At 60.8% G+C, this 24664-nt stretch carries 29 protein-coding genes and 2 tRNA genes; 11 read left to right on the top strand and 20 right to left on the bottom strand.

Translation table 11 applies throughout. The annotated features are described in order from the left end of the window. Positions 1-2: 2 nt before the first annotated feature. On the bottom strand, positions 3-2234 hold the full coding sequence (locus tag CAK95_RS24395) for an asparagine synthetase B family protein (RefSeq protein ID WP_147413522.1): 2232 nt from the start codon (positions 2232-2234) through the stop codon (positions 3-5). Positions 2235-2501: 267 nt separating this feature from the next. Between CAK95_RS24395 and CAK95_RS24390 the strand changes: the two genes are divergently transcribed. The 6 genes from CAK95_RS24390 (at position 2502) to CAK95_RS24365 (ending at position 5430) form a co-directional block, all read left to right on the top strand. Next, complete coding sequence (locus CAK95_RS24390; protein ID WP_120265364.1) at positions 2502-2900, top strand: hypothetical protein; 399 nt, start codon at positions 2502-2504, stop codon at positions 2898-2900. Beyond that, positions 2897-3118 (top strand): hypothetical protein, encoded by a 222-nt coding sequence (locus CAK95_RS24385; protein WP_086090271.1) that lies wholly within the window; start codon positions 2897-2899, stop codon positions 3116-3118. Before CAK95_RS24390 ends, CAK95_RS24385 begins: the two co-directional genes overlap by 4 nt. A 27-nt stretch (positions 3119-3145) precedes the next feature. Beyond that, positions 3146-3823 (top strand): M15 family metallopeptidase, encoded by a 678-nt coding sequence (locus CAK95_RS24380; RefSeq protein ID WP_086090270.1) that lies wholly within the window; start codon positions 3146-3148, stop codon positions 3821-3823. Beyond that, entirely contained in the window at positions 3823-4230 is a 408-nt protein-coding gene (locus tag CAK95_RS24375; protein WP_086090269.1) for a hypothetical protein, read from the top strand. Before CAK95_RS24380 ends, CAK95_RS24375 begins: the two co-directional genes overlap by 1 nt. Positions 4231-4476: 246 nt before the next feature. Beyond that, positions 4477-4863 (top strand): hypothetical protein, encoded by a 387-nt coding sequence (locus CAK95_RS24370; RefSeq protein ID WP_086090268.1) that lies wholly within the window; start codon positions 4477-4479, stop codon positions 4861-4863. A gap of 183 nt (positions 4864-5046) precedes the next feature. Continuing rightward, on the top strand, positions 5047-5430 hold the full coding sequence (locus CAK95_RS24365) for a hypothetical protein (RefSeq protein ID WP_086090267.1): 384 nt from the start codon (positions 5047-5049) through the stop codon (positions 5428-5430). 59 nt (positions 5431-5489) lie between these two features. Here the strand turns inward: CAK95_RS24365 and CAK95_RS24360 are convergent, their stop codons facing one another. The 14 genes from CAK95_RS24360 to CAK95_RS24300 form a co-directional block, all read right to left on the bottom strand. Continuing rightward, the gene (locus CAK95_RS24360) at positions 5490-5690 is read right to left on the bottom strand and encodes a hypothetical protein (protein ID WP_086090266.1); all 201 of its coding nucleotides are present in this window, start codon (positions 5688-5690) and stop codon (positions 5490-5492) included. Between the two features lie 13 nt (positions 5691-5703). Continuing rightward, positions 5704-5898: a hypothetical protein gene (locus CAK95_RS24355; protein ID WP_086090265.1), complete on the bottom strand. Its 195-nt coding sequence runs from the start codon at positions 5896-5898 to the stop codon at positions 5704-5706. Position 5899: 1 nt separating this feature from the next. Beyond that, positions 5900-6157, bottom strand: a complete 258-nt coding sequence (locus CAK95_RS24350) for a hypothetical protein (RefSeq protein ID WP_086090264.1) — start codon at positions 6155-6157, stop codon at positions 5900-5902. Positions 6158-6351: 194 nt separating this feature from the next. Further along, positions 6352-6573, bottom strand: coding sequence for a hypothetical protein (locus CAK95_RS24345; protein ID WP_086090263.1), 222 nt, complete (start codon positions 6571-6573; stop codon positions 6352-6354). Between the two features lie 35 nt (positions 6574-6608). Next, entirely contained in the window at positions 6609-6779 is a 171-nt protein-coding gene (locus CAK95_RS29380; protein WP_157699728.1) for a hypothetical protein, read from the bottom strand. A gap of 24 nt (positions 6780-6803) precedes the next feature. Next, positions 6804-7088 (bottom strand): hypothetical protein, encoded by a 285-nt coding sequence (locus CAK95_RS24340; protein WP_086090262.1) that lies wholly within the window; start codon positions 7086-7088, stop codon positions 6804-6806. A gap of 32 nt (positions 7089-7120) precedes the next feature. Then, positions 7121-7846 (bottom strand): HNH endonuclease, encoded by a 726-nt coding sequence (locus CAK95_RS24335; RefSeq protein ID WP_210190726.1) that lies wholly within the window; start codon positions 7844-7846, stop codon positions 7121-7123. 313 nt (positions 7847-8159) lie between these two features. Then, positions 8160-8357: a hypothetical protein gene (locus CAK95_RS24330; RefSeq protein WP_086090260.1), complete on the bottom strand. Its 198-nt coding sequence runs from the start codon at positions 8355-8357 to the stop codon at positions 8160-8162. A 16-nt stretch (positions 8358-8373) separates the two neighbouring features. After that, positions 8374-8592 (bottom strand): hypothetical protein, encoded by a 219-nt coding sequence (locus CAK95_RS24325; protein ID WP_120265363.1) that lies wholly within the window; start codon positions 8590-8592, stop codon positions 8374-8376. A 37-nt stretch (positions 8593-8629) separates the two neighbouring features. Then, entirely contained in the window at positions 8630-9760 is a 1131-nt protein-coding gene (locus tag CAK95_RS24320; protein WP_086090258.1) for a DNA-methyltransferase, read from the bottom strand. Beyond that, a complete protein-coding gene (locus tag CAK95_RS24315; protein WP_147413520.1) occupies positions 9760-10164 on the bottom strand; it encodes a hypothetical protein in 405 nt (134 codons plus the stop codon). Before CAK95_RS24315 ends, CAK95_RS24320 begins: the two co-directional genes overlap by 1 nt. A 19-nt stretch (positions 10165-10183) precedes the next feature. Continuing rightward, on the bottom strand, positions 10184-10435 hold the full coding sequence (locus tag CAK95_RS24310; RefSeq protein ID WP_086090256.1) for a hypothetical protein: 252 nt from the start codon (positions 10433-10435) through the stop codon (positions 10184-10186). Positions 10436-10437: 2 nt separating this feature from the next. Continuing rightward, positions 10438-11556 carry a tyrosine-type recombinase/integrase gene (locus CAK95_RS24305; RefSeq protein WP_086090255.1) on the bottom strand — a complete coding sequence of 373 codons (1119 nt, stop codon included), beginning with the start codon at positions 11554-11556 and terminating at the stop codon, positions 10438-10440. A gap of 200 nt (positions 11557-11756) precedes the next feature. Further along, positions 11757-11833 (bottom strand) — tRNA-Pro (locus tag CAK95_RS24300). 214 nt (positions 11834-12047) lie between these two features. Here CAK95_RS24300 and CAK95_RS24295 point away from each other — a divergent pair. Then, entirely contained in the window at positions 12048-12623 is a 576-nt protein-coding gene (locus CAK95_RS24295) for a DUF2239 family protein (RefSeq protein WP_086090254.1), read from the top strand. Between the two features lie 4 nt (positions 12624-12627). On the opposite strand, the gene CAK95_RS30235 is transcribed toward CAK95_RS24295, so the two are convergent. After that, a complete protein-coding gene (locus CAK95_RS30235; protein ID WP_280949832.1) occupies positions 12628-12753 on the bottom strand; it encodes a hypothetical protein in 126 nt (41 codons plus the stop codon). Positions 12754-12957: 204 nt separating this feature from the next. Here CAK95_RS30235 and CAK95_RS24290 point away from each other — a divergent pair, with 204 nt between their 5' ends. Further along, positions 12958-13263, top strand: a complete 306-nt coding sequence (locus tag CAK95_RS24290) for an ETC complex I subunit (protein WP_086091635.1) — start codon at positions 12958-12960, stop codon at positions 13261-13263. A 4-nt stretch (positions 13264-13267) separates the two neighbouring features. Here the strand turns inward: CAK95_RS24290 and CAK95_RS24285 are convergent, their stop codons facing one another. Together CAK95_RS24285 and CAK95_RS24275 are read right to left on the bottom strand one after the other, a co-directional pair. Continuing rightward, positions 13268-13876, bottom strand: coding sequence for a glutathione S-transferase family protein (locus CAK95_RS24285; protein ID WP_086090253.1), 609 nt, complete (start codon positions 13874-13876; stop codon positions 13268-13270). 614 nt (positions 13877-14490) lie between these two features. Continuing rightward, positions 14491-15720: an EAL domain-containing response regulator gene (locus CAK95_RS24275; RefSeq protein WP_198343759.1), complete on the bottom strand. Its 1230-nt coding sequence runs from the start codon at positions 15718-15720 to the stop codon at positions 14491-14493. 152 nt (positions 15721-15872) lie between these two features. On the opposite strand from CAK95_RS24275, the gene CAK95_RS24270 reads away from it, so the two are divergent. Then, positions 15873-16292, top strand: a complete 420-nt coding sequence (locus tag CAK95_RS24270) for a hypothetical protein (RefSeq protein WP_183044178.1) — start codon at positions 15873-15875, stop codon at positions 16290-16292. A gap of 21 nt (positions 16293-16313) precedes the next feature. Here the strand turns inward: CAK95_RS24270 and CAK95_RS24265 are convergent, their stop codons facing one another. Further along, positions 16314-16652 carry a hypothetical protein gene (locus CAK95_RS24265; protein WP_086090250.1) on the bottom strand — a complete coding sequence of 113 codons (339 nt, stop codon included), beginning with the start codon at positions 16650-16652 and terminating at the stop codon, positions 16314-16316. Positions 16653-16707: 55 nt separating this feature from the next. Beyond that, positions 16708-16784, bottom strand: a tRNA-Arg gene (locus CAK95_RS24260). Positions 16785-17209: 425 nt separating this feature from the next. On the opposite strand from CAK95_RS24260, the gene CAK95_RS24255 reads away from it, so the two are divergent. Continuing rightward, entirely contained in the window at positions 17210-22441 is a 5232-nt protein-coding gene (locus CAK95_RS24255) for an alpha-2-macroglobulin family protein (protein WP_086090249.1), read from the top strand. Further along, positions 22438-24501: a penicillin-binding protein 1C gene (gene pbpC, locus CAK95_RS24250; RefSeq protein ID WP_086090248.1), complete on the top strand. Its 2064-nt coding sequence runs from the start codon at positions 22438-22440 to the stop codon at positions 24499-24501. The genes CAK95_RS24255 and pbpC overlap by 4 nt, the downstream gene beginning before the upstream one ends. The last annotated feature ends 163 nt before the right edge of the window (positions 24502-24664 follow it).

Raw genomic sequence — 24664 nt, 5'->3', positions numbered from 1 at the left:
CTTCATTTTGCACTCGGTCCGCCATCAACCGAAGTTGGCAGCCGCAACAGTCGCTTGAGCGCGCTGCTGAGCGGCTTGGAGGCGCTATAGGGTGGGATGATCAGGCTTATGGTGCTGTCCGATTCCCTCAACTCGAATGGCACGGTGATCTCTTGGTTTGTGTCCTTGGCAAACAATTGAGCCTTGCCGTAAGTTCTGACGCCGAGCGTAAAAGTACCAGACGCTTCAAGTTCGCGCGGAGATGTTTTTGTGTCGTCGATTTCCACGGACCAGAGGACTTTTCTGCCGCTACGGTTTGAAATTTCGATGTGTCTCCATGGCTTCGCTGGCGCCGCACTGACGAAGGTAGAGTGGCGCTTTTGAAGCTCCCTCACCAGGGATCCGATCGAGGTTTCGTAGGCATCGATTATTTTATCGTCGTCCTCAATCGTGCGTGTTTTGATCGTTGTCGCTGGGGCGGCGGGCCGAAGAGTTTCGACGATCTTTTTTCGCCCAGAGGCCCGGAAAATATCTCGCCCGAACTGAGAAATGAGACCGATCGTTGCAAGACCCAGCAGGCCAATCATCTTTAGCGAAGTCGTCGATTTTCTCTGCGAGATTCTCGACATAGCGTCGTCTGTTTTTACAACGTCTGGAAACGCTTCGACGGCGATGCGCATCCACGGCTCGAGAAGGTCTAGAAGTTGGAGCTTGGCGTTGGTGACAAAGGGGTGCCCGCCATTCGGAAAAACAGGAAGATATTCGTAAGGCGCGATCCGTTCGGCCTTTGGCCCGCGCCATCCTATTTGCCTCAAGGCATCGGGGAGCCGCTCGGTCCATGATTGTTGAGCAAATGGTATCGTCTGGAGTTTCGCGTCGTCGGAAGCGGTGAGAGCGAAGTGGATCACTTCCGCATCGACCAGATGATGGGGCATCCTGAGTGCCAACGAAATGAGATCGAAGTCTAATAGCGGGTGCATCTCGTTCGAAACGCATGTGTTTGTATTCGATGTGACACTCACCCATCCATGAGTTCTCACGAACCACATGAACGCCAACGGCAGCTTGTCTTCGGAAACACCTAACGACTGCAGATGTCGCATTGATCTGCTAAAGCAGACCCTCGCTTCGTCCAAAGCATTGTGGGTCAGAACGTTTGATGGATCAGGGGTGTAGTGCTCGACCATGGCTGCCGCGACGCCGGCGCTGCCAACCTTTAGCCCATTGAAGAATGTGCCTCTTAAGCCGTTCTGGTGCCCTCCGATCGCGACGCGTTTGTTGACCACAATGCGCATGGTGTCGAACAGAGAGAGCATTCCTTCGCTCGCCTCGATTGTGTTGGCGATCAGCGATGGGAGATTGAGGGTTTGATGAGCGAGGGTTGGTCGCCGCAATTGATGTCCAGCGAACTTGGCGGATTGGCAGATATCTTGAGCTGAAAGCACTTCTGGAGAATAAAGCTCGCCGCTCGTATATGCGGTGGCGCGATCATCAAGCCGGCCAGATTTTCTTGCCATCTCGAATATTGCGCGGCTGTCCTTTCCGCCGCTGAGGGAGAATTCGAGTGCCGCATCTGGCAACGTTTCGAAGTCTCTGATGTGATTGGAGCGCGCGGTCATCAAAAGATCGAGGACTTGGTCAGTCGTAACTGGATTGACCATGTCCGATATAGCGGGGCGCGTGACGTGGAAGCCGCCCTTGCTGACGTGTACTGATTGACCTGGCATGAGACGGTTGACGTCTTGGTAGGTCGTGAACTCGGCAGGCAAATATCCTCGGCCAGCCAGCCACGCCACTGCGCGCTGATCGATCTTGGGATCGGGGCCGATAGAGAACAGCAGTGATATCCTGTTCGAAATCAGGATGCCGCTTTCGATCTCTCTCCAATAGACCGGGAACTGGCCGCTCAGTCCGCGTGCAAACCAGACGTTGTCCGAATTAACAGAGACAAAGCTGAAACCTCCGTCGAAGGCGGCGGCTGTTTTCTTGGATGAAAAATGCGAATGAAGAGCGGTCTCGTCCGCTTGCTTATCCCCCGATCGTGGTCGACCGCAAATCTGGATTGCATGGTGAGCGGATTGCTCCAACGGCCGATCGAGCGGCGCGTCCCACGACCACGACAGGATGCCTGCCTTTTCTCTCAGCCACCTATGCGAATGCACAGGTTTTGGCGGCAAGAAGTCCAGCAAATCAGCCTGTTCGATGAGAGATGAAATTTCAGGCGTTCGACAATGAAAAGCGAGATAGCAAGTCACGATTTTTAATCCCCCACCCCGGAAACCGGTAGCATACTGGGGAGGGTGCGCCTAGGCCGCGAATGTGTGGCTTCCACCACTCACGATATACAGAGACTACAAGTTGAATACGGCAACGCGGTTTCTGGCCGAGAAAGCGCGCTCGCGTACACCACGTTAGCGGACTGCCGGCCGCTTTGACCTGACCGGCTAATCACACAATTCACAGGTGAATTGATGCTGCGATGCCTTTTCGCGGCCGCGCTCTTGTGCGTGGCCTCTCCAGTCATGGCCTTTCAAGGCCCATGGAATGTCCATGCCCAGCCCGGCGCGATCAAGGGGTATGCCAAGGCCTCGACTGGCCGCGCGTGCCTGACAGGGCAGACGAGGGCGATCCTGGACCGGCTGGAAGCCCGTATCGGCGCGGTGTCGATCATCTCGACCTGTCGGCCCGGGGCGGTGATCGCAGGCACGCGGCGCCCGTCCTTTCACCGCTACGGCATGGCGGTGGATTTCAAGACGCGACGCAAGGCTGAGGCCATCGCCTTCCTGCGATCTCAGGGCGTCTTCGTCATGACCTACTGCCGCATGGGTCACGTCCATTTCAACACCGGCCAGCGCGGCGCGTCTTTCTGCGGCCAGCGCGGTCTCAATGCATCAGCACGAAAGCGGGGGAGGCGGCGATGATCGCGCTCATCTGGATTGTTGCGACGCTGTCGGCGCAGGGGCCGATCGTGGTGCCGATTCCGGAGGTCACCACATTCGGCACCGAGGCCGAATGCGCGGCCTTCGGCGACAAGATGCGTAGCCGCACCGCAGACTTTACGCGCGGGATGCTGCATCTGGATTGGAGCATCCCGGTTCAGGTCGCATACGAATGCCGGGCCAACGGACAGCCGGCTTGAGCCACTGACAATCCACAGGAGCTATCGATGGGTTTCGAATTGAGCCCGCGCGATCGCGCGCGGCTGAACGGCGTGCATCCTGATCTCGTCCGTGTGGTCGATCGCGCGGCAGAGACGAGCGATGTCGAATTCACCGTTCTTGAAGGCGTGCGCACGACAGAGCGGCAAAAGCAGCTTGTGGCCAAGGGCGCATCGCAGACCATGAACTCGCGCCATATCAAGGCCGCCAACGGCTTCGGTCACGCGGTGGATCTTGCGCCGCTGATCAACGGTCAGGTGTCCTGGGATTGGCCGCTGTATCACAAGCTCTGCCCGATCGTGAAGGATGCCGCCGAGCAGGAAGGTGTCGCCATCGAATGGGGCGGCGACTGGAAGCAATTCAAGGATGGCCCGCACTGGCAACTGCCGTGGTCGAAATATCCCGGCAAGTCGATGGGATATGGCCTCCTGGATGCCGAGCCGCGATATCAGGATGAGCCGATCCCGGATGATTTTCCTTACCAGGTCGGCACGCCGCGCACCGCCACCAAGAGCAAGATCAACTGGTCGCTCGGCGGCATCGGTACTGCGGCCGCCGGCGCAGGCGCAGCCATCTGGAACAACACTGGAAGCGTCGCGCTGATCTGCCTGACGGTGATCTTGGTGCTCTGCATCATCATCTTCCGTGAGGAGCTCAAGGCGATTGCGCGGGAGCGGTTGGGTTGATGGTCACACTTATCGCCTCTGTCGGCGCATGGTTCGCGGCTCGCAAGGTGGCGCTGATCCTCTATGGCGTAATCGCCGTGCTCGCCGTCGGCGCCGTGTTCGGTCTCATCGAGCATGGCAAGTCCATCGCTGAAGCGAAATGCGATTCGGCTGCAAAGCAGGCGCAAATTGACGCGCTTCAGGCCGATCTCGATCTCGCCGAACTTCGCGCCAGTGCGGCTGACCGAGCTATTGCCGGCCTCCTGCGCCAGCGCGTGGAAAATGATGCTGCGATTTCGACGCTTCAGAGCGAGGTCGCGGAAGCAAAACTGCAGTCCACCGCTCCCGGAGCCAAAATCGATGCGAATGCTTTTGTTGATGATCGCTGCAATTACACCGATCGCGGGGCTCGGCGGGTGCGCGAGTGACGCGCCAAAGCGGGAGCCGCTGTCGCGCGACATAGGAGCGCCTCCGCCGTATCTGCAGCCCGTTCCGATTCCGCCAACGCGTGCCGGAGAAAGCCCCGTCGTAGACGCTCGGCGGCTCGTCGGATCGCTGCGGCAAGCCAACGGCATCATTGTCTGTGCGCGTGAAGAGTGGACCTTAACACGCGACCGGATGATGGGTGTGGAAGTCTCAGCCCCTCGCTGCGCGCAAGCGAAGTAGGAGGGGTGATGGAGCCTGCGGTTATCGGCGCAATCTCCGGCGCGATCAGCGCGTCGATTGCATTCCTTGTCTTCTGGATGAATCTGTCTGATCGGATCACCAAGGCAAACGCCTCGGCGGAATCGGCGCTTCAGGTGGCGGCTGAGGCGGAGGAGGCCATGAAGGAATGCAATGGCCGCGTCACGACATTATCAGCCAATTTCTCGCTCTATCGGGAACAGGCGGTGGAGAAGTTTGTGACACACAATGCCATCACTGAGGTCGAGAAGCGGCTCGTCGAAAGTCAGGCCAAGACCGAGCAGCGCCTGGTTGATGCGCTGGACGGGTTGAACAAGCGTTTGGACCGACTGATCGAGGCTGGCTTGCAGCGCAATAGAGTGGGGGCGCGCGACTGAACCTCCCGCTCCCTTGGACCCCCAAGTCCGGCCCGGCTGCACCCCCGCAGTCAGGCCTTTTTCGTTTTCGTGGTCCGCTGAACGGCGATTTGCGGCCATCGCGATCCCTTGTGACGTTCCTGCCCACCAGCATACCATATCTCGCCCGATTGCCGCCGGCGCCGATCGGCGGAATCATGCGTCATGTCGCTCCGCTGGTCCAAAGGCAAGATTGAACGCGAACGCATCTCGCGCCGAATGGCGGACGAGTTGCGCTTGGCGCAGCTTGCGGAGAGCGGAAAGGCTGAGGCCGAAAAGACGATCCGGCTCTGGAATGCCGGGATCGCCGGCGGCGACAAGGAACCGTTGTGGTCGCCGCTACTGCTGGCGGCGCTGCTGTCGCACCACCACTGGATGCACGTGCATTGCCCAGGGTGCAACACCGTTAAGGCGATCGATCTGCGCGTGGTGCCTCGGCCGATGACGGCGGCCTTGACCGGGATTGCCGAGAAGCTGCGCTGCGAGCGATGCTGCGGCCAGGCGGAGCCGCCGCGGATCGTCACGCTGTCAACACGGCATGATGATTAGCTGTTTGCAGACCATATCGTTGACGTCACCGATATGATCGAACCCGTGCCAGATTGGCACTAGTTGCGGTCGGCAGATTGCCCAACAACGCGGAGCACCTGCTCCGGGTCAGCAAAGGGCGAAAGAAAGGTGCCTTCGCAGCGCGGGCAGAACTGCCGTACGTATCGCTTATCGGATGGCTGCTTTGGGGTCATAACGAGAGCGTGGTCACATTTCGCGACCACCAAAGCCTCGTTAAGCCCATCAATGATCTTGTTCATGGCTACTCGCTTATCAGTGATAGTCGGTTAGATAGAGCTTCCCGCGCCACTCATAGCCGACAATGGTCTTGTTCATGTCCTCGCCGGTAAAGCGGCGGCCGAACAGCTTCGCCATCCAGACTGTCCACCGTGATGCATCCAACGTGTTGATGCCGGCACCGACCCAAGAGTAGGACAATTCAGCAAGAGGTTTTGGCGTTTTCGCCATCTCATTTCTCCGTGGTTGTCTGCTCATTACTGCCCAAGGCCGCGCGAACGTCGTCACCATAGACCGTTGCTTCGCACCCCAGTGCTTTGAGCATAGCGCCGATGCCGCTTTCCGGAGACCACTCTCGCTGTCCAGGAGGGAGGCTGTTGATTGCCGCGCCGCACCCTAAGCGCAGCGCCGCCCGCAGCCGATCGATCTCGGCGTCCCTCGCGTTGATGCCGGCTATGACGCTCTGTGGTGACGCGAAATCGATTCTCATTTCGGCTCCGTTGGTGATGTGATGACAGCGCGGTCCCCAGCATTGCGATAATAGCCAAGCGTCGGCTCGCAACCCAAGTGGTAGGGGCCGCTAGGCCATGTTCTGACGACGTAAGTGCACGGCATCACAATTTCTTGTCTGCACGATGCGCAGTAGATCGGGACCGCTGATGTTTGCTGTTTCTGCATGGCAGACTACTGAGTAACCGCGACCAATTCGTCCGGCGAAAATCCATCGACAAAATCACCGTGATCGCGAGGGGGCCAAAAGTCCGAAACGATAAGCGTGACAGCGCCGGTACGAGCGATCACGCCCATACCGGTCACGAATCCCTCCCATTGCCTCCATTCGTCGCTGTAATGGGGGCAGGTCGGGGCCATCTTTACGCGGTCACCTAACTTGAACTCGACATCCATTTGTCTCTCCTGCGTATACGGCCTGTCTGCGCTGCTCACGTTTGAGCCTCAGCCCAATCGAAAAGAAGGTCGGCGAACTCCTCGGCCGTATCAAGTTTGGGCCTGGCATCCTTGTCCTTGATGGCTTCGGCGAAGTCTTTGCCGACCGATTTCAGTTCGCCGTAGTTCAGCGCGAGGATTGATCTCGCAAGCTCTTTCGTGGTCATGATCTCTCCGTTGTTACCGACACGTTACCATTCGCATTGAACTTCTATGTTCTTGAAGCCCGCGCCAGACAGTGCGTTATGGACCGCGGCAGCCAATTCAAACGATCCCGGGTCTGCTTCTTCGACGATCACGCGAAAGGCAGTTTCGATCTGGCCTGAACCGTCAAACATCTCCACTCGTTCGACCAGAGAGCAGCCGAGATCGCCCCAGTTAATGGCGCCTTTCATATCGTGGGGGTTGAGGCTCGAAAGAAACTCATCAGCCGCCTCCATGAGTCGGTGGCAATAGTTTTGGTCTTCCGGGCTCATTCTCGCATCTCCTGGTCCGTGTTAACTGAAATTCAGCGCTTGCCTTCGGCTTCTTGAACGAACCAGCCGGCGCCAGTCCGTGAGATGCCCAAGGTCTCTCCGATCGACTTCAACGTCTTTCCGCTGTCGCGCATTTCTTTCGCGCGCCTGACCATCTGCTGGCGGATCTGAGGATCAAAGTTCCGGTTCGGATTGATCATCTCGCCCTTCCAGCTAATGCCGCGAAGGATATTGCCGACCGTTTCGCGGTGGACGCCGTATCGAGCGGCGATAGCCGTGTTGGTCATCTTGCCTTCTAGGTCGCGGATCTCGGCAACTTGTTGGTCTGTCAGCGTCGCCCGCGGCCCCTTCCGCTTCGTTGTCCCGTGCACCGCCCGGTCGAGCTGGTTCTCCGTGGCCGTTTTCCATGACAGATGGCGAGGGTTCACACAGCCGAGATAGCCGTTGCCGCAAGAGTGGGCGGCCTGGTGCGCGGGCGAGGGTGCCGGCCCATGCACCAACTCGCACATGAAACGGTGCGCCTTGTGTTGTTTGCCGAGATGGCCGAAGTGACCATAGCCGTATTCGTTCTTTGAAAAGGGCCACGGCAAGCAGACATCGCCGGCAAAATCTTTGTTCGCCAGCAGATAGGCTACCGTGGCTCCCTTGCCTTTGGTTTTAGGCTCTGTCATGCGCTGTATTTCCCTCTGGTTATCGCCGCTGCCGTGATTGCCATTCCGCCGCAGCGCCATGAAGAATTGACACGCCACCGCCATCAAAACGCATCGATCCTCCGTTGCCGTCTCGAAGACGAATGTTGTTCGGTATCCCATCCGCGTCAAACGCGGCGAATACGCCAGAGCCGATATAGACTTCGTTTGGCTTGCAGTCGCCGAACCTCGCGTGCCTCCCGAAGTGGCTCCGTTCCAGCAAGAGTAGAAAATCACGATCGGATTTTGCGCGGGCTCGCGAACTCTCCAATTCGCGACCAAGGTGATCTATTATTTCAAGTAATGTCTCGCGCGGTAGACCGTCGACCTCATGGCCACGCCAGAGAGCTTTAAGTTGTGGTTCTGCCATGTTGACCTCTCGTCACGGGACTGGATTGACGAAGCAGCGATAGAGCGCGGCCTCGGCCTTCATTGGTCGCTCGCCTGAAACCCGCTCAACCATGTCGCAGGCGGCGTCAGCCTCGTCTTCCGTCTCGAACACGATAAATGGCTGCGACAGCACCTCATGTCCGTTGCCGGCGAGGGTGGTTTTGCGGCCGATAACCCAACAAGAAGCCATTCGATTCCTCCCTTTGTCACTCGGTACGGGTGGTCTGCTCGCGCGTGTACCAGTCCACTAACTTGTTCAAGGTCGTGCGCGGCACCCTGATCTGCGCAACCGGAGCTTCACCAACCGCCTGGTGGGTGATCGTGACGTGATCGCCGGAATGCAAGATCCAGTAATCGCCGACACTGAGGTTGTCTCGCTTCAGCTTCATAAGGTCGTTGTCGCTCTTTGCGTCTCTTGGTCTCACCGAAATCTCCCCAAATTTGTGCCTAACAGTCTCGTAATTAACTGACTGCAGCGAAGAGACCGGCCTCGCGCTCAATGCGCCGGCGTGCCATCGCCACGTTTTTCGGATTGAGTTCGATTAGGATTGCGTCGCGTCCTAGACGGTCGGCAACTAAGCCGGTTGTTCCGGCGCCGCCGAAAGGATCAAGAACCGTTCCGCCCTCTGGGCACCCCGCGAGAATGCAGCGGCGCGCGATCTCGTCCGGCATCACCGCGTAGTGCGCTTCCTTGTATTGCGCCGGCGCGACGAACCAGACATTGCGCATCATGGCCGGGCGGGATTGCTGCTCCGCCACCGACATTGCGTCCCAGCGATCATTGAAGCCATTGTGCCTGCGGCTATGACCACGCTGCTTATCTGACCGTCGTTCTTTCGGCGGCACGTTCTCGCCAAGCGAGTGGCGCCCCTGCGCCGCGCCGGTGAGTCCGCCCACCGCTTTCATGGCTCCGTTCGTCTTCCCGCCGCCGTTTGCTCTGTGGCTGCCCGCCTGTGCCTGCACATCCTGCGCAGTTCGGATCAGGGTGGATTCGCGAGGAGGGGTTTTGATCGCGTCGAAGTCGCTCCAATACGTCCGTGACTTGGACATTTGGAACACCATTTCATAAGACGACGTGCAGCGATCATCCTGACTGCCAGGCATTCCATTGGGCTTTGCCCAGACGATCGCGTCTCTAAGATACCAGCCATCCGCTTGAAGTGCGAAGGCCACGCGCCACGGGACACCGATCAGGTCTTTGGGCTTGAAGCCGTAGTGCCTGTCATCGCCAGCGGATATCGAGGCGGCGGCTTCTCGAGCAGTTCCGCCGATGACCGTGAGCGATCCGGCGTTGGTCCGTTGTTTCTGATGGGGGCTGTCGGCCGGATTCCCGCCGCGCCCGCTGCCGGCGTAGCTGTCGCCCAGGTTGAGCCAAAGCGTGCCGTCATCCCGGAGCACTCGCCGCGCCTCCCGGAAGAGGGAGGTCATTTCGCAGACGAAGGCCTCAGGCGTGGGTTCAAGACCTATCTGCCCCTCAGCCCCGTAATCTCGCAGCCCGAAGTAGGGCGGCGAGGTCACGACGCAGTGCACGCTCTCATCGGGCAGTGATGAAAGTACAGTGCGGCAGTCGCCATTCAGGATGCGCACGGCCATCAGTAACGCCCGATCATTGTTGCTTCATCGCGAAAACGGGCGGCCGCTTCTGCCATCTTGGCTTTGCGCTTCGCTTCGTCTTCGGGCTTGAGGCGAAATAGGATGGGGTGCGAGGGCCACATATCGCCGCCGTCTGCGACCCAGAATCCGCAGAGGGAATAGGAGCAATCGAATATGCCGGTGCTGCCGATCTCGATGCTCTCAAACGTCGTGCCGTCTTTGGGCGCGTGGTCGCCATCACGCCAGCCGAGTTCTTTGAGGCGCTGCCAGGCATCGAACATCGCCTTCAGGGCGGAATGATCGTCTGGCATCCGCTTCGCGCGATCGGCTTGCGCTGCCTTTGCGGCATCCAACAACTCCTTTGCCGTCTCCGCAGAGAGCGGCACATGGCTGCCGTCCTCCATCGTCATGTGACCGTGATATTCACTCACCTGGAATCTCCCCGACTTCGACCATGATGGGTGGGTGTGCCGTGCCAATGATCCGCACGTGGACTGGCGCACCTGCGTGCAGCGCCTCAAGTTCTTTCGGAGTGGGATGCCAGGCCGTAGTCATGCAGGGCGTACCTTCGCCGCCTACCGAGCAATTGATCATCTCGTCTCGCAGAGGCAGGCCCATGTAGCCCTGGGACTTGCCCAGCACTCGTGTGGCGTTTTTGACCCGACCAATCTGCATCGCTAGCTCCCTACCTGCTTACGCGCTGCGACGCGCGCCTCCATTGATGTTCGGATTTGTCGTGCCGCGTCGACGCGCGCGTAGTCGGCGGTCTGATCGGTGCTGCTGTGCGCGGCCGCGTGTTGAATGACGCTGAGCGGGACACCGGCTTCCGCTGCCTCCGTGATCGCACCGGCGCGGGAGTCCATGTTGCGCACGTTTGCCGGCACGCCGGCGGCTGTGGCGATGTTGCGCCAGTGCCGCCGGAATTCGTGCGCTGTGTAGGGGCGGCGTGTTGTCTCCGACACGATCACAGGACCGCTGGTCGGCTTGTGGCCGATGCGCTGGATCTCGTTGAAGACGAGCGGATCAACGGTCAGGTCGACAACGATTTCCTTCTGCCGCTTGCTGGTGACGTGGCGCAGGATCAGATTGTCATCGATCTCTTCCCAGCGAATACCGCGAAGCCACTTCTTTTGCCCGTCGAAGATATCCGTGGTGCCGGGCTCGCTCATCGGCACCCATTCACCGATCACGTCCTTCTGCCGAAGGGTGGCAGCAAACTGCAGCTTCTGGGCCATGGCGATCGAGGGGCGGCCGGCCTCGTAGGCCCGGTCGCAGACCGCAAGCACCTGCTCGAGCGTGATGCGCTCCCGGCGCGGTTTTGCCACGGGCACCCGGAGGCTATGGAGAATGGCGGAGGCGCGCTCGCAATCCTGCTGCTCAAGAATAGTCGAGCCGAATCGGATTGTGATCCGGAGCATCGCGAACAGCGCATGCGTCATCGCCACCTGGCCGGTGGCCGCCCAAGACCGCTGCCACTCCAGAAGGCTGCGGTACTTCAGTTCGGCAATCCGGACGTCGCCGTGTTCGGCCACCAGCCGGCGGCACAGGTTCCGGTAGGAGATCTTGGTGAAGTGGCGCGTGATATGGAATGGCGATACCGGGTCTGTGAGGTAGCAGTCGACCAGGGCAGCAAGGGTGCCGTCATAGGAGCCCGCGAGGGCTGGACGATTGTCGTTGTCAGCGATCGCCGGTGGAGTGTTCTGGTTGACGGGAACCGGTAACCCCGGCGCGGCTGCGACCGGCTCGTACCAGGATGCCCAAAGAGAACGCACGTCCGCATTTGCCGGCTTCGACATTACGCAACTCCACACTGTTAAAAAGAAGAGGGCGACTAAAGGCGGGATGAGCGCAGGCAGGAACACCGCGCGAACATCTGGTGGGACTTTTGCGGGACTTTGTGTCCCGCAAGATGCATTTCGATGCACTTGCAGGTATCTAGCGGCCGCGCCATCGGCGTCGCCTGCAAGGAAAAACCCTATATTTTCAAAGGGGTTGTTGGTCGGGGCAGCAAGATTCGAACTTGCGACCCTCTGCTCCCAAAGCAGATGCGCTACCAGGCTGCGCTATGCCCCGAACCGATGGATCGCGAATGCATAGGGATTTCGAACCCGCGCCGCAAGCTGCGCTTGCCTTGCTGAAGAAATTTCAGGCGATTTTCGGCTGAAGTGACGATGAGATTCCGAACGCGAACAGCCGCACAGGTTGTTTCCTGATTTGATTTTACCCGGGTATATTGACTGCGATATAAATACCCGGGTAAAACTCCATGGAGTACTCGGAGATTTCCATGGACAACGCCCCAACCTTTACAGTCTTTGCCGGCGAACGCCTGCTGGTTTCAGGTCCGCAACACGAAGCCGCCTTATCGATCAAGGTGGCTCTCAGGCGCGGCGAGCCGGAAACGATCCTGGCTTTTGACGACCGGACAGGACGGCAGGTCGATTTCGACTTGCGTGGGTCCGACGAAGAGATTGCGGCCCGTCTTGCCCCTCAGCCGGAAGCCCGTGAGGAAACCAGGCGAGGCCGGCCGAAGCTCGGTGTCGTGGCGCGAGAGGTGACGTTGCTGCCGCGGCACTGGGAATGGCTGGCGGAACAGCCCGGCGGGGCCTCGGTCACGCTGCGAAAGCTCGTCGATGCCGCACGGCAGTCGGGTGGTTCGCAAGGATCGGTGCGCCACGCACAGGAGGCCGCCGACCGCTTCATGTCAGCCATGCTCGGCAACCAGCCTGGCTATGAGGAGGCATCACGCGCCCTGTATGCGGGAGACAAAGGCCGTTTCATCGAGCTGACGGAACATTGGCCGCGTGATCTGCGCGATTACACCCGGCGGTTGGCCGAACCGTCTCACCGTGCCGCCGCGTGAGGCCCTATTGCCTGGTTCTCTCGGCGATCGAGTCCGGCTCATACCAGTGAACGACCGACAGGCCGCCCGCAACGATGGCCGCGAAAACCAGTCCGATCAGGACCGAGAACTTGAACGGATCGCGTAGCACCTCAATCCTCCTGTTTTAACAGCCCGGCGGAGTGCCCGCCCAACACGTGGAATGCAGAAAGATTCTCGCCGGAATGTGCGCCGAAACGTCCGGAAAATGTCAAAAACTTTGATGGAGCCAACGTTCCGCACCATACCAAAGCCCGCCTTGCAGCGCTTTGCCAAAATCGGGTACCAGTCCCGTATCGAGGACCATGAGACCGCCATGACCGCACGCATCTACAAGCCGGCGCGAACCGCCATGCAATCGGGTACGGCCAAGACCAAGCTGTGGGTGCTCGATTTCGAGCCCGAGGCGCCGCGTGTGGTCGAGCCGCTGATGGGCTGGACCTCATCGACCGATATGAAGAGCCAGGTGCGCCTGCGCTTTGCGACGCGGGAAGAGGCGGTCGCCTATTGCGAGCGCCATGGCATCCCTTATCAGGTATCCGAACCGCAGGAGCCGGTAAGGCGCACGATGGCTTATGCGGATAATTTCGCGTTTCAGCGCCGCGGGCAGTGGACTCACTAGCCCACTACTTCGCGTTCAGGCCGGCCGCGGTCTCGACGAACGGGAAGAAGCCTGGCAGCGCTTCGACGCGGGACAGCCATGACCGGATCTGCTCGTAGCGAGCCGTATCGACATTGCCTTCTGGCGCACGCGCGATGTAACTGTAGAGCGCGACGTCGGCGATCGTTGGGCGATCGAGCGCGATCCAGTCCCGTCCGATAAGCGCGTCGTCGACATTCTTCAGCACCTTATGCGCGGTCAGTATGACCTGTTCGGCATTCAACGGTGCTTTGAAGACGGTGATCAAGCGGGCCGCGCAGGGCCCGTTCGCAATCTCATTCGCAGCCACCGAAAGCCATTTCTGGACCGCTGCCGCGCCGGCCGCGTCCTCCGGCAGCCAGTCGGTCTTGCCGAACTTCTTCGCAAGATAGATCAGGATCGCGTTGGAATCAGCGATAATGACATCGCCGTCGACAAGGACCGGAACCTGTGCGAACCGATTTATCTTGAGAAATTCCGGCTCGCGGATCGCCTCGGGTGCGACCTCGATCAACTTATGGTCGGCGCCGATGATCGAAAGAAACAGTCGGACGCGATGCGAATGCCCCGACAGCGGGAGATGGTAGAGCTGCATGAAATTCTTTTCCGTTCTCGAAACGATCGATGTTCTCACTGCGGAATGATAGTGATCGACATCGGAGGTGAGAATTCCTCGCTTGAGAGAAGCCGCCTTTCACGGAATGAGAGAATAGAGGCCTGCCCGGTATTATGGCGCAAACGCCACAAGCGTGTGTGAGTCACACACTTTGTCATCCTATGTGGCATCATCCTATGTGGCATGCCCAGAGCCGAAATCGCCTCAAAGCAGGCCCTTCACACTCTCAACCAACTTCATGCCGAAGCAAGTTTCCCGAAGAGAAGCCAATTATATTCTGCGAGTCGACCAAGACGCCGTGGACACTCCACGAATACAGGCGCCGCTGGCGGATAAAGGCCCGTGACGTTAGCATTCCCGACAACGTCTACAATATGGATAGCCGGTAAGAACAGAACCGGGGACGATTGGAATCGAACCAACTAACTGACGGTTACCGACCGCCAACTCTACCAATGAGCTACGCCGCGATTCTGCAGCGGCAAGTAAGGCTTGTGGCGTTTGCGCCATAATACCGGGCCTGCCGACCTCTCGCCGGTTTGCGCATCCAGTCTTCATCGAACGGTATCCACTCCGCTCGAAAACGCTCCAGCTCAGGCGGCGCTTTGGCTGCGCTCCTCGGTCGCGCCGCGTTGGCGCAGCAGCGACGCGAATCGCTCTTTTGACATGGGCTGACCGAGCAAAGGTCCCTGGCCGAATTGGCCGCCCATGCTTTGCAGGGCAAGGCTGTCGGCCGCTTTGGCCAAGCCGTTGCCGACAACGCTGCCGCCGAAGCGCTTTGCAAGTCCGATCACGTTTTTGCAGATCGGCGTGTTGATCTTGTCGTCGGCGCAATTGGCGACGAACATGGCATCCAGCTTGTATTCGGCGAATGGCGCGGCTTCCGCTTTTGCAAGCTTGGCGTGCGCGCGTCCGACATCGTCGATCGCCAGTTTGATCTTGATCGCCGAAAACTTTTGCGCGAGCGCGACGGCCAGCCCGATGTCCGAGGCGATCTGAACTTCGGGAATGTCGATGACCAAACCCGGCCAAGCGTCGATATCGGTACAAACACTGCGAACGATATCGACCACGGGAAGCGCCGACAATATCGCGGCATCGACATTGATCGAGACCGGCAAGTGCAGTCCGAGCGTCGAGAATTGCTGCTGCGTGCTGATGGCGCTGACGATCGCGAATTCGGCGAGTTTGGCGATTTCGGGTGATTGTGCGCCGGGCATGAATGTTTCGGGCATCAACACGCCGTATTGCGGATGACGCACGCGCGGAAACGCCTCGACGCCGGCAAGCCGCTTGCGTCGCAGGTCGATTTTCGGCTGGTGCCAGAACTCGATCCAGTGATTCGCCAGGGCTTCGTCAAGGCGGATGCGGGCCGCAACGGCTGGTGGCAGACCGATTTTCAGGTCCTTCACGATTTTCTGGACCGTCGCGATCGCCAGCGGCTTTTTCAGTGGCGGTAACAGGCGAAGGCCGGCCCGTTCGCCGACTTGCCGGACTTGTTCCATCATCGCCGTGCCGCGGGCGCTGATCAATTGGACTGCGCCTTTGAAGCCGTTCTGGGCCAGCGCATTGATGGTTGCCACGGGATCCGAGACATCCATCGGAATATCGAGGACAACGAGATCGACGGTTTTCTCGCTGATGACGTGCCGCATCGCAGAGCCATCTGCGAATTCCTGTGCATCGACGCCGGCGCCCTGCATGATCAGCGACAGGTAATGACGGATACTCGATTCTTCATCGCAGATGAGGCACAGGGCCGTGCGTACATCCACCACACTTTCCGAACCTTGCGAGACTTGTGTGGAAGACGAAGCCGACATGAATTCTGATTCTAGATTACCGCGATGTAAGCTGCATCTAATGGCGAAGGCATTAATCTTCAGTTGCGCGTTTTTACGCCAAAGCCCTGCAAATATGGTCTCCTGAAAGGATGAGCCTTTGCGACACCGTCCAGCCGCCGAAAGATGCCTTGATGCATAAAATTGTCCGGAATGCCGCAACTCTTTCGTTGCTGCTTTGCTTGTTTGCGAGCAGCGCGCAGGCGCAATCGGAGGGCGCGCCGAAATTTGCGTTCGTGCGCGAATTGCAGAAGGCTGTCCGCGCGGACAACCGCACATGGCTCGCAGATCACATCCAGTATCCGCTGCGGCATCACGGACGCATCGCGACGATCATTCGCAACAGATCCGATTTCGTGCGGAACTACGCGACCATCGTCAGCGACAAACTCCGCGCGGCGATTCTTGCGCAGGAGCCTGACAAGGTCTTCGAGAATTGGCAGGGCGTGATGGTGGGCGATGGCAGCCACAATATGTGGCTGCGGCAAAGCGGTGAGGGGGACAATCTCCGCTACGAGATCGTCACCATCAATGACATGAATGACACGCCGTAACGCGCCGCCATGCGCGCTGCCTCAGCGGCTCGAGCAGGCCGACCAGCGTCCATAGCCGTCATCGATCACGCAGTCGCCCCAGTAGTTCGGCCGCTGATAGGGCAGCCCGTTCGGCGCAATCGACGGATCGGCCGTGCGGCCATAGCGCGGCGCAGGATAAACAGGCGGACGATAGGCGTAGGATGACGCGGCGGGCGGCTTGGCGTAGCGTCTGACCTGTCGCTTGTGCTGTTGCTGCTGGGCCGCCGACATCTCATGAATCTGAATGCCGGTGTGCGATCCGGCCGCCGAAGGGCCGGCAGAGAGTAGGCCGACCGTGGCCGCCGCGACAACGGACAGGCAGGCGGTGCGAATGTTCATGACAACGATCCTTTGGCTTGCCACCCAGCCTTAAAGATAGTCCGAATCGGAGGCATGGCGACCCCGGCTGGATTCGAACCAGCGACCTGCCGCTTAGAAGGCGGCTGCTCTATCCAACTGAGCTACGGGGCCTTGGTGGCAACAAGACCTTGGATGCAGACACATAGCGGTGCTTGGTCCGGCACGCCAGTTCGAGATTGGCACAGACCGATTAACCAGCCGAGACAAGGGGATAATGCAGGACGGCGGTTTTTTGAATAGAGGTTTTTGAACCCTGGCCGGGCTTGGTGCGACCAATATCCCCCTCCCAGGCGAGCTTAGAGCGTTTTCGAGCGACGTGGGCACCGGTTCGCGTGGAGAAAACGCGCCAAAACAAAAAGTTAGAGCCCCGGCTTTGATTTCATCAAAGCCGGGAAAGGCTCCAGGTCGGAATGCCGCGGATGTGATCGGCGGGTGCGGGAAAGTCCAGCTTTTGCGTCACGAGTCCGACACCTTTATCACCGACTGAACGACACCCGCCGGCTTATACTCGCCGTCCGGGAAGGAGGAATTCGCCCATGTTTGTGCTCGCCCGCGCCGGCCTTTTTGCCGCGCTGTTCGCTTTCGTCTGCATCCCGTCCGTTATGACCTCAGCCGTGGCGCAGGATGGCGAAAGGGCCTTCAAACGCGACGACCTCGAACTGGCGGCCAACCGGCTTGAGGTGCAAATCAGGAATGATGCAGGGCAGGTGACCAAGCCCGCGGCCGAGCTTCGCCGTGAGATGGAAGACGCCTTCAAGAAGAACGATTTCCGGACCGGCCTGCAATTGCTGGGTCAGATCGTGTCTGTCGATTCGGACGATGCCACAAGCTGGCTGCGTCTTGCCCGCAGCGTCGCGCAGATCCGTCCCGTCAATGATCGCGAGCGTGTGCTGCTGCTCGAACGCGCGGCGACCGCCGGCTACATCGCCTATGAGCGCTCGGATGATCAGGCCGTGCAGGCCGAAGCGTTGCAGATCATCGGCCGGTCCTTTGCCGATCGCCGCGTGTGGCGGCCGGCGCTCGATGCGCTGAAATTCTCGCTCGATCTGCGCGAGGTGGCGGATATTCGCGCCCAGTACGAGAAGCTGCGTGAGGAGCATGGCTTCCGGCTGCTCGATTACACGGTTGACGCCGACGCCGCGTCCCCGCGCGCGTGCTTCCAGTTCTCCGAAACGCTGCCGGGCAAGCGCACCGATTTTGCGCCATTCGTGTCCGTGCCGGGTATCGACAAGCCGGCGCTCACCGCCGACGAGAAGCAGCTTTGCGTCGAAGGGCTGAAGCACGGCGAACGCTATACCGTAACACTGCGCGCCGGCCTGCCGTCGAGCGTCGATGAGCCGCTCGCACGCGCCGCCGACTTCACCGTCTATGTCCGCGACCGCAAGCCGCTCGTGCGCTTCACCGGCAAATCCTATGTGCTGCCGCGTACCGGCCAGCAGGGCATTCCCCTGGTCAGCGTCAACAGCAAGGCGGCGAAGGTCGACATCTACCGGGTCGGCGACCGCAACCTGATCGATACGGTGCTTGGCAGCGACTTCCAGCGCTCCTTGTCACGCTACGACGCCGAGCAATTGCGCGATGAGAAGGGCATGCAGGTCTGGACCGGCGAGCTTGCGCTTGAATCGCCGCTGAACGCCGAAGTGACGACAGCATTCCCGATCGATCAGGCGCTCGGCGAACTGAAACCGGGCGTCTATGTGATGGTGGCGGAACCGACGGATGCCGCGCCGGGCGAGGACTTCTCGTCGCTCGCCACGCAATGGTTCATCGTCTCCGATCTCGGCCTGTCGGCGTTCTCGGGCAATGACGGCATTCATGTCTCGCTGAACTCGCTTGCCTCGACCGCACCGATCGGCCAGATCGAAGTGCGGCTGATGTCGCGCAGCAACGAAGTGCTGGCGGTGAAGCGCACCGATGCCAATGGTCAGGCGTATTTCGAAGCCAATCTGACGCGCGGCGAGGGCGGTCTGTCGCCGGCTTTGATCGTCGCCAGCGACAAGGCGGATTACGCCTTTCTCAGTCTGAAATCGCCAGCCTTCGATCTGTCGGATCGTGGTGTCGCTGGCCGCAAGGCGCCCGAAGGGCTCGATGCCTTTGTCTATACCGAGCGCGGCGTCTATCGCACCGGCGAGACCGTGCATATTACCGCATTGCTGCGCGATGCCCGCGCCGCCGCGGCAGGCGGCGTGCCGGTCACGCTCGTGGTCGAGCGGCCGGATGGTGTCGAATATCGCCGCGTGACATTGCCCGATCAGGGTATCGGCGGACGCTCGCTCGATCTGCCGATCGCCACAACGGCGTCGACCGGCACCTGGCGCGTGAAGGCCTTTACCGATCCGAAACGCCCGGCTGTCGGTGAAGCGGCGTTCATGGTCGAAGACTATGTGCCGGATCGCCTTGAGTTCGATCTGGCTGCACCCGCCGGCAAGATTTCGCCGGACGCACCGGCTGAGATCACGCTCAATGGCCGTTTCCTCTATGGGGCACCGGCGGCCCATCTCGGTCTTGAAGGCGAAATCATCGTCAGTGCCGCGAAGGAGCGTCCGGGCTTTCCGGGCTATCAGTTCGGTGACACGCGCGAAGAGGTGAACACGCAGCAGGAGCCTCTGGGCGGGTTGCCGCAGACCGACGACAACGGCAAAGCCACCTTCGAAGCGACCATTGACGAGCTGCCGACGACCGAACGCCTCCTGCAAGCGCAGATCAATGTCCGCCTGGCTGAATCCGGGGGCCGCGCTGTCGAACGCAAGCTGACGCTGCCGGTGACACCGGCGAGCGACATGATCGGCGTCAAGCCGCTGTTCTCCGGCCGCTCGCTGGGCGAGCGCGATAACGCGAATTTCGATGTCGTGCTGGTGGACCCGGAAGGCAAGCGCCTCGCCAAGACCGGTCTGCGTTACGAACTGCTGAAAGTCGACAGCCGTTATCAATGGTATCGGCAGAACGGCTACTGGAATTACGAGGCAGTGAAATCGACCCGCCGCATCTCTGATGGCCGGATCGACGTGGCCGATGGCCAGCCTGCGCGCCTCTCGCTGCCTGTGACGTGGGGCCGCTATCGCCTCGAAGTCTCGACCGACGACAAGAACGTCCCGGTGACGACAGTATCGTTCGATGCAGGCTTCTATGCCGAAGCCGGCGCCGACACACCGGATCTTCTGGAGATCGCGCTCGACAAGCTGGAATACCGTGCCGGCGAGACGATGAATGTCGCCGTCACCGCGCGCAGCGATGGCCGTGTGACGTTGAACGTCGTTGGCGATCGCATGCTGGCGACCGTCAATGCCGATGTGAAAGCCGGCCTCAACCAGTTGAAGGTGCCGGTCGGCCGCGACTGGGGCAATGGCGCCTACATGGTTGCGACGCTGCGGCGTCCGCTCGACGCGACGGCCAAGCGCATGCCCGGCCGTGCCATCGGCGTGCAATGGTTCGGCATCGACAAGGCCGCGCGCACGCTCGGCATGGACATGTCGCTGCCGCAGGTGATCCGGCCGAATTCGATATTGCGGGTGCCGGTGAAACTGTCGGGGCTCAATCCGGGTGAGGAGGCGCGTATTGTCGTCGCCGCGGTCGATGTCGGCATTCTCAATCTCACCAACTACAAGCCGCCGGCACCCGATGAATACTTCCTGGGCCAGCGCCGCCTGAGCGCGGAGATGCGCGACCTTTACGGTCAGCTGATCGACGGCATGCAGGGGACGCGCGGTGCGATCCGCACCGGCGGTGACGATGGCGGCGGTGCGCTCGAAGGCTCGCCTCCGGTGCAGAAGCCACTCGCGCTTTATTCCGGTATCGTTCAGGTGGCACCGAACGGAACAGCGGAGGTGGAGTTCGACGTTCCGGCCTTTGCCGGCACCGCCCGCGTCATGGGCGTGGCGTGGAGCCGTGACCGCGTCGGCAAGGCGACCGGCGACGTCATCATCCGCGATCCGGTGGTGGTGACGGCGACGCTGCCGCGCTTCCTCAATACCGGCGACAAGTCGACGCTCAATATTGATCTCGACAATGTCGAAGGGCAGGCGGGCGATTATGTGCTGTCTGTGAAGACCGACGGTCCGGCCAATGTCAGCGAGCATGCCACGCAGACGCTGGCCTTGCGCGCCAAACAGCGCCAGTCCGTCACCCTGCCACTTGTCGCCGGTGGCGCAGGTGTCGCGACGGTCAATGTCAGTGTCGCCGGGCCGAACGGTTTCACCTTGGCGCGCGACTATCTGCTCAATGTGCGTCCGGCGACGCAGGTGGCGACGCGCCGCACGGTGCGTCAGATCGCCAGGGGCGAGAGCATCACGCTGTCCGATGATCTGTTCGCCGACCTTGTGCCGGGGACCGGCAGCGTCGCGCTGTCGGTCGGTGCGTCGACCGCGCTCGACGCGGCCGCAATCTTGCAAGCGCTTGACCGTTATCCGTTCGGCTGTTCCGAGCAGATCACCAGCCGGGCGCTGCCGCTGCTTTATGTCAACGATCTGGCCGCTTCATCGCGGCTGGCGCTCGATACCGATGCCGACCAGCGCATCCGTGACTCGATCGAGCGGTTGCTTGGCCGCCAGGGCAGCAACGGTGCATTCGGTTTGTGGTCGGTCGGCGGTGACGATCCCTGGCTCGACGCCTATGTCACCGACTTTTTGACCAGAGCGCGCGAGCGCGGTTTCGCGGTGCCGGACACGGCGTTCAAACTGGCACTCGATCGTCTGCGCAACAACATCGCGATCGCACCTGAGCCATCCAAAGATGGCGGCCGCGAATTGGCCTATGCGTTGTATGTTCTCGCGCGCAATGGCACGGCGCCGCTCGGCGACCTTCGCTACATCGCCGATACCAAGCTGAAGGATGTCGCGACCCCGATTGCCAAGGCACAGATCGCCGCGGCGCTCGGCTTGCTGGGTGACAAGACACGGGCCGACCGCGTCTACCAGGCGGCGCTCGACAGCATTTCGCCGCAGCCGAAGCTTGAATTCGGCCGCGTCGATTACGGTTCGGCGTTGCGTGATGCCGCGGCACTGGTGACGCTCGCGTCGGAAGGCAATGCGCCGCGTCCGACCGTGACCGGTGCGGTCTCCCGCGTCGAGGCGGCGAGGGCGCTCTCGCCTTACACCTCGACGCAGGAAAATGCCTGGCTGGTGCTGGCCGCGCGCGCCATTGCCAAGGATACAGCCGGCGTATCGATGACAGTGAATGGCGAGGCCCGCAAAGGCGCACTCTATCGCAGCGTCAATGCGGCGGCGCTGCAGACGACGCCTCTACAGGTTGCCAATACCGGCGAGGAACCGTTGCAGGCCGTCGTCTCGGTGAGCGGTTCGCCGCTGGTGCCGGACCCTGCGGCCGAACGCGGCTTCAAGATCGAGCGCAATTACTTCACGCTTGATGGCGAGGCGGCCGATATCAGCAAGGCGAAGCAGAATGACCGCTACGCCGTGGTGCTGAAGATCACCGAGCAGCAGCCGCAATTCGGGCGGATCATCATTGCCGATTATCTGCCGGCCGGGTTCGAGATCGACAATCCGCGTCTCGTCTCGTCCGGCGAGACCGGGACGTTGAACTGGATCCAGCTGGCGCAGCAACCGGCCCATGCCGAATTCCGCGATGATCGCTTCACCGCGGCCTTCAACCGAAAGAAGGAGGATCCGGGGATCTTCACGGTGGCTTACGTGGTGCGCGCGGTATCGCCCGGCACCTATGTGCATCCGCAGGCCTATGTCGAGGACATGTATCGTCCTGACCGCTTCGGGCGCACGGGTACCGGTACGCTCACGGTGTCGGCCGCGAAATGAGATATGGCCGGCTCATATTGGCGATCGCCAGCACGGCGCTGACCTGCGCCATGCTGGCCTTCGCGATATGGGCGGCGACGCTGCCGCCGCTCGTGAACACGGCGTCCATCGATTATTCGACTGAGGTGCTCGACCGCGAGGGGCGGCTGCTGCGCGCCTATGCGACCGAGGATGGACGATGGCGGCTGAAAGCACGCGCCGAGGATGTCGATCCGCGCTTCCTCGCCATGCTGATCGCGTACGAGGATAAGCGTTTCTACGAGCATTACGGCGTCGATCCGCTGGCGATGGCGCGCGCGGCCTGGCAGCTTGTTGTGCATGGGGAAATCGTCTCCGGCGCCTCGACTTTATCGATGCAGGTCGCGCGTCTGCTCGAGCCGCGCAAAGAGCGCACGCTGCTGGCCAAGCTGAAGCAGATGGTCCGCGCCATCGAGCTCGAGCGCAAGTTCAGCAAGGACGAAATTCTTTCGCTATATCTGTCACTTGCGCCCTATGGCGGCAATCTCGAAGGCATTCGCTCCGCCTCGCTGGCTTATTTCGACAAGGAGCCGAAACGCTTGTCGCGTGCCGAAGCGGCGTTGCTCGTCGCCTTGCCGCAATCGCCGGAAGCGCGGCGGCCGGATCGCTCGCCGGAGCGGGCACAACATGCGCGCGACCGGGTGCTGGATCGCATCGCCGATGACGTCGGCATTCCGGCAGACGAAATCGCTCAGGCAAAAAAGGACCCCGTACCGACCTCTCGCAAGTCGATGCCCGCGCTGGCGCCACATGCGGCCGATCAGGTCGTCCTCTCTTTGCCGCAGCAGAAGCGGCACGAACTGACTATCGACGCACGCATGCAACAGGCGCTTGAAATATTGGCGCGCGAGCGTGCGCCGACATTCGGTGCCGACGTATCGATCGCCATTCTGGTGGTCGATCACGCGAGCGGTGAAATCCTCGCGCGGGTGGCATCGGCGGATTACTTCGATTTGCATCGGGCCGGGCAGGTGGACATGACGCAAGGCTTGCGCTCGCCGGGTTCTGCGTTGAAGCCGTTCATCTACGGTCTCGCGTTTGAAGACGGTGTCGTCCATCCCGATACGCTGATCGACGACAAGCCGGTGCGCTATGGCAATTACGCGCCGGAGAATTTCGATCTGACTTTTCAGGGCACGTTGCCGGTTCGCAAGGCGCTGCAATTGTCGCTCAATGTCCCGGCGGTGGCCTTGCTCGATCGTGTCGGAGCCTCGCGGCTCACGGCGCGGCTGACACAGGCTGGTGGCCAATTGACCTTGCCGAAGGGCGAGGTGCCGGGTCTCGCCATGGGCCTTGGTGGTGTTGGCGTGACGCTCTCCGATCTCACCATGCTCTATACCGGCCTCGCGCGGCAGGGGTCGACCATCCCTCTGGTCGAGCGTAAGGCGGACGTTGCGCTGGCGCGGCCGCCGCGGCGCCTGCTCGATCCGGTCGCAGCCTGGTATGTCAGCAATGTCCTCCTCGGCACGCCGCCGCCGGAGAATGCCGCCCGCAATCGCATCGCCTTCAAGACCGGCACCTCCTATGGCTATCGCGATGCCTGGGCGGTGGGTTTCGATGGACGGCGCACCATCGGCGTGTGGGTTGGCCGGCCGGATGGCGTGCCAGTGCCTGGCATTCTCGGCCGTACGGCTGCCGCCCCGATCCTGTTCGATGCCTTTGCGCGTCTCGGCGACCTGCCAGCGCTGCTGCCGCCGGCGCCAAAGGGCGCGATCTTCGCGGCCAATGGCAAACTGCCGTTACCGCTGCAGCGCTTCAGCCCCGACGGGACGATGGGACGCAAACGCGAGCAGGTCCGCATCATGTTTCCGCCTCACGGCGCCCGGCTTGAACTCGCCTCGAATGGCAGCAGACCTGAGCCGGTCGCCCTGAAAATCTCGGGTGGCGCCGAACCGTTGACGATCCTTGTTAATGGCGTCCCGCAGCAGCGGATTTCGGGCGGCCGGACCGTCTTCTTCCATCCGGACGGGCCGGGTTTCGTCCGGCTGACGGTTGTTGACGGAAAAGGCGCAGCCGACAGCGTGTTGGTGCGGTTGCAGTAGCCCTTTCCTTTGCGCACGTCCGGTTTTTCCCTAGATCACGATGATTCTGGATCGACGCGATCCAAGATCATAAAACGTGATCGATTCTAATACGTTAGAGCATGATGTCTGCCGAAAACCGCTTCGCACTTTTCGGCCTCATGCTCTATGGTCCCGCGCGATT

The organism is Pseudorhodoplanes sinuspersici (assembly GCF_002119765.1).
Lineage (GTDB): Bacteria > Pseudomonadota > Alphaproteobacteria > Rhizobiales > Xanthobacteraceae > Pseudorhodoplanes > Pseudorhodoplanes sinuspersici.
Note: the sequence above shows the minus strand (reverse complement) of the source record. Positions and strands in the feature narration are given on the sequence as shown.

Coding starts and splice junctions, on each gene's coding strand:
- CAK95_RS24390 (WP_120265364.1), top strand. CDS start 2,502: ATGGCCTTTCAAGGCCCATGGAATGTCCATGCCCAGCCCGGCGCGATC.
- CAK95_RS24385 (WP_086090271.1), top strand. CDS start 2,897: ATGATCGCGCTCATCTGGATTGTTGCGACGCTGTCGGCGCAGGGGCCG.
- CAK95_RS24380 (WP_086090270.1), top strand. CDS start 3,146: ATGGGTTTCGAATTGAGCCCGCGCGATCGCGCGCGGCTGAACGGCGTG.
- CAK95_RS24375 (WP_086090269.1), top strand. CDS start 3,823: ATGGTCACACTTATCGCCTCTGTCGGCGCATGGTTCGCGGCTCGCAAG.
- CAK95_RS24370 (WP_086090268.1), top strand. CDS start 4,477: ATGGAGCCTGCGGTTATCGGCGCAATCTCCGGCGCGATCAGCGCGTCG.
- CAK95_RS24365 (WP_086090267.1), top strand. CDS start 5,047: ATGTCGCTCCGCTGGTCCAAAGGCAAGATTGAACGCGAACGCATCTCG.
- CAK95_RS24360 (WP_086090266.1), bottom strand. CDS start 5,690: ATGAACAAGATCATTGATGGGCTTAACGAGGCTTTGGTGGTCGCGAAA.
- CAK95_RS24355 (WP_086090265.1), bottom strand. CDS start 5,898: ATGGCGAAAACGCCAAAACCTCTTGCTGAATTGTCCTACTCTTGGGTC.
- CAK95_RS24350 (WP_086090264.1), bottom strand. CDS start 6,157: ATGAGAATCGATTTCGCGTCACCACAGAGCGTCATAGCCGGCATCAAC.
- CAK95_RS24345 (WP_086090263.1), bottom strand. CDS start 6,573: ATGGATGTCGAGTTCAAGTTAGGTGACCGCGTAAAGATGGCCCCGACC.
- CAK95_RS29380 (WP_157699728.1), bottom strand. CDS start 6,779: ATGACCACGAAAGAGCTTGCGAGATCAATCCTCGCGCTGAACTACGGC.
- CAK95_RS24340 (WP_086090262.1), bottom strand. CDS start 7,088: ATGAGCCCGGAAGACCAAAACTATTGCCACCGACTCATGGAGGCGGCT.
- CAK95_RS24330 (WP_086090260.1), bottom strand. CDS start 8,357: ATGGCTTCTTGTTGGGTTATCGGCCGCAAAACCACCCTCGCCGGCAAC.
- CAK95_RS24320 (WP_086090258.1), bottom strand. CDS start 9,760: ATGGCCGTGCGCATCCTGAATGGCGACTGCCGCACTGTACTTTCATCA.
- CAK95_RS24315 (WP_147413520.1), bottom strand. CDS start 10,164: ATGGAGGACGGCAGCCATGTGCCGCTCTCTGCGGAGACGGCAAAGGAG.
- CAK95_RS24310 (WP_086090256.1), bottom strand. CDS start 10,435: ATGCAGATTGGTCGGGTCAAAAACGCCACACGAGTGCTGGGCAAGTCC.
- CAK95_RS24305 (WP_086090255.1), bottom strand. CDS start 11,556: ATGTCGAAGCCGGCAAATGCGGACGTGCGTTCTCTTTGGGCATCCTGG.
- CAK95_RS24295 (WP_086090254.1), top strand. CDS start 12,048: ATGGACAACGCCCCAACCTTTACAGTCTTTGCCGGCGAACGCCTGCTG.
- CAK95_RS24290 (WP_086091635.1), top strand. CDS start 12,958: ATGACCGCACGCATCTACAAGCCGGCGCGAACCGCCATGCAATCGGGT.
- CAK95_RS24285 (WP_086090253.1), bottom strand. CDS start 13,876: ATGCAGCTCTACCATCTCCCGCTGTCGGGGCATTCGCATCGCGTCCGA.
- CAK95_RS24275 (WP_198343759.1), bottom strand. CDS start 15,720: ATGTCGGCTTCGTCTTCCACACAAGTCTCGCAAGGTTCGGAAAGTGTG.
- CAK95_RS24270 (WP_183044178.1), top strand. CDS start 15,873: ATGCATAAAATTGTCCGGAATGCCGCAACTCTTTCGTTGCTGCTTTGC.
- CAK95_RS24265 (WP_086090250.1), bottom strand. CDS start 16,652: ATGAACATTCGCACCGCCTGCCTGTCCGTTGTCGCGGCGGCCACGGTC.
- CAK95_RS24255 (WP_086090249.1), top strand. CDS start 17,210: ATGTTTGTGCTCGCCCGCGCCGGCCTTTTTGCCGCGCTGTTCGCTTTC.
- pbpC (WP_086090248.1), top strand. CDS start 22,438: ATGAGATATGGCCGGCTCATATTGGCGATCGCCAGCACGGCGCTGACC.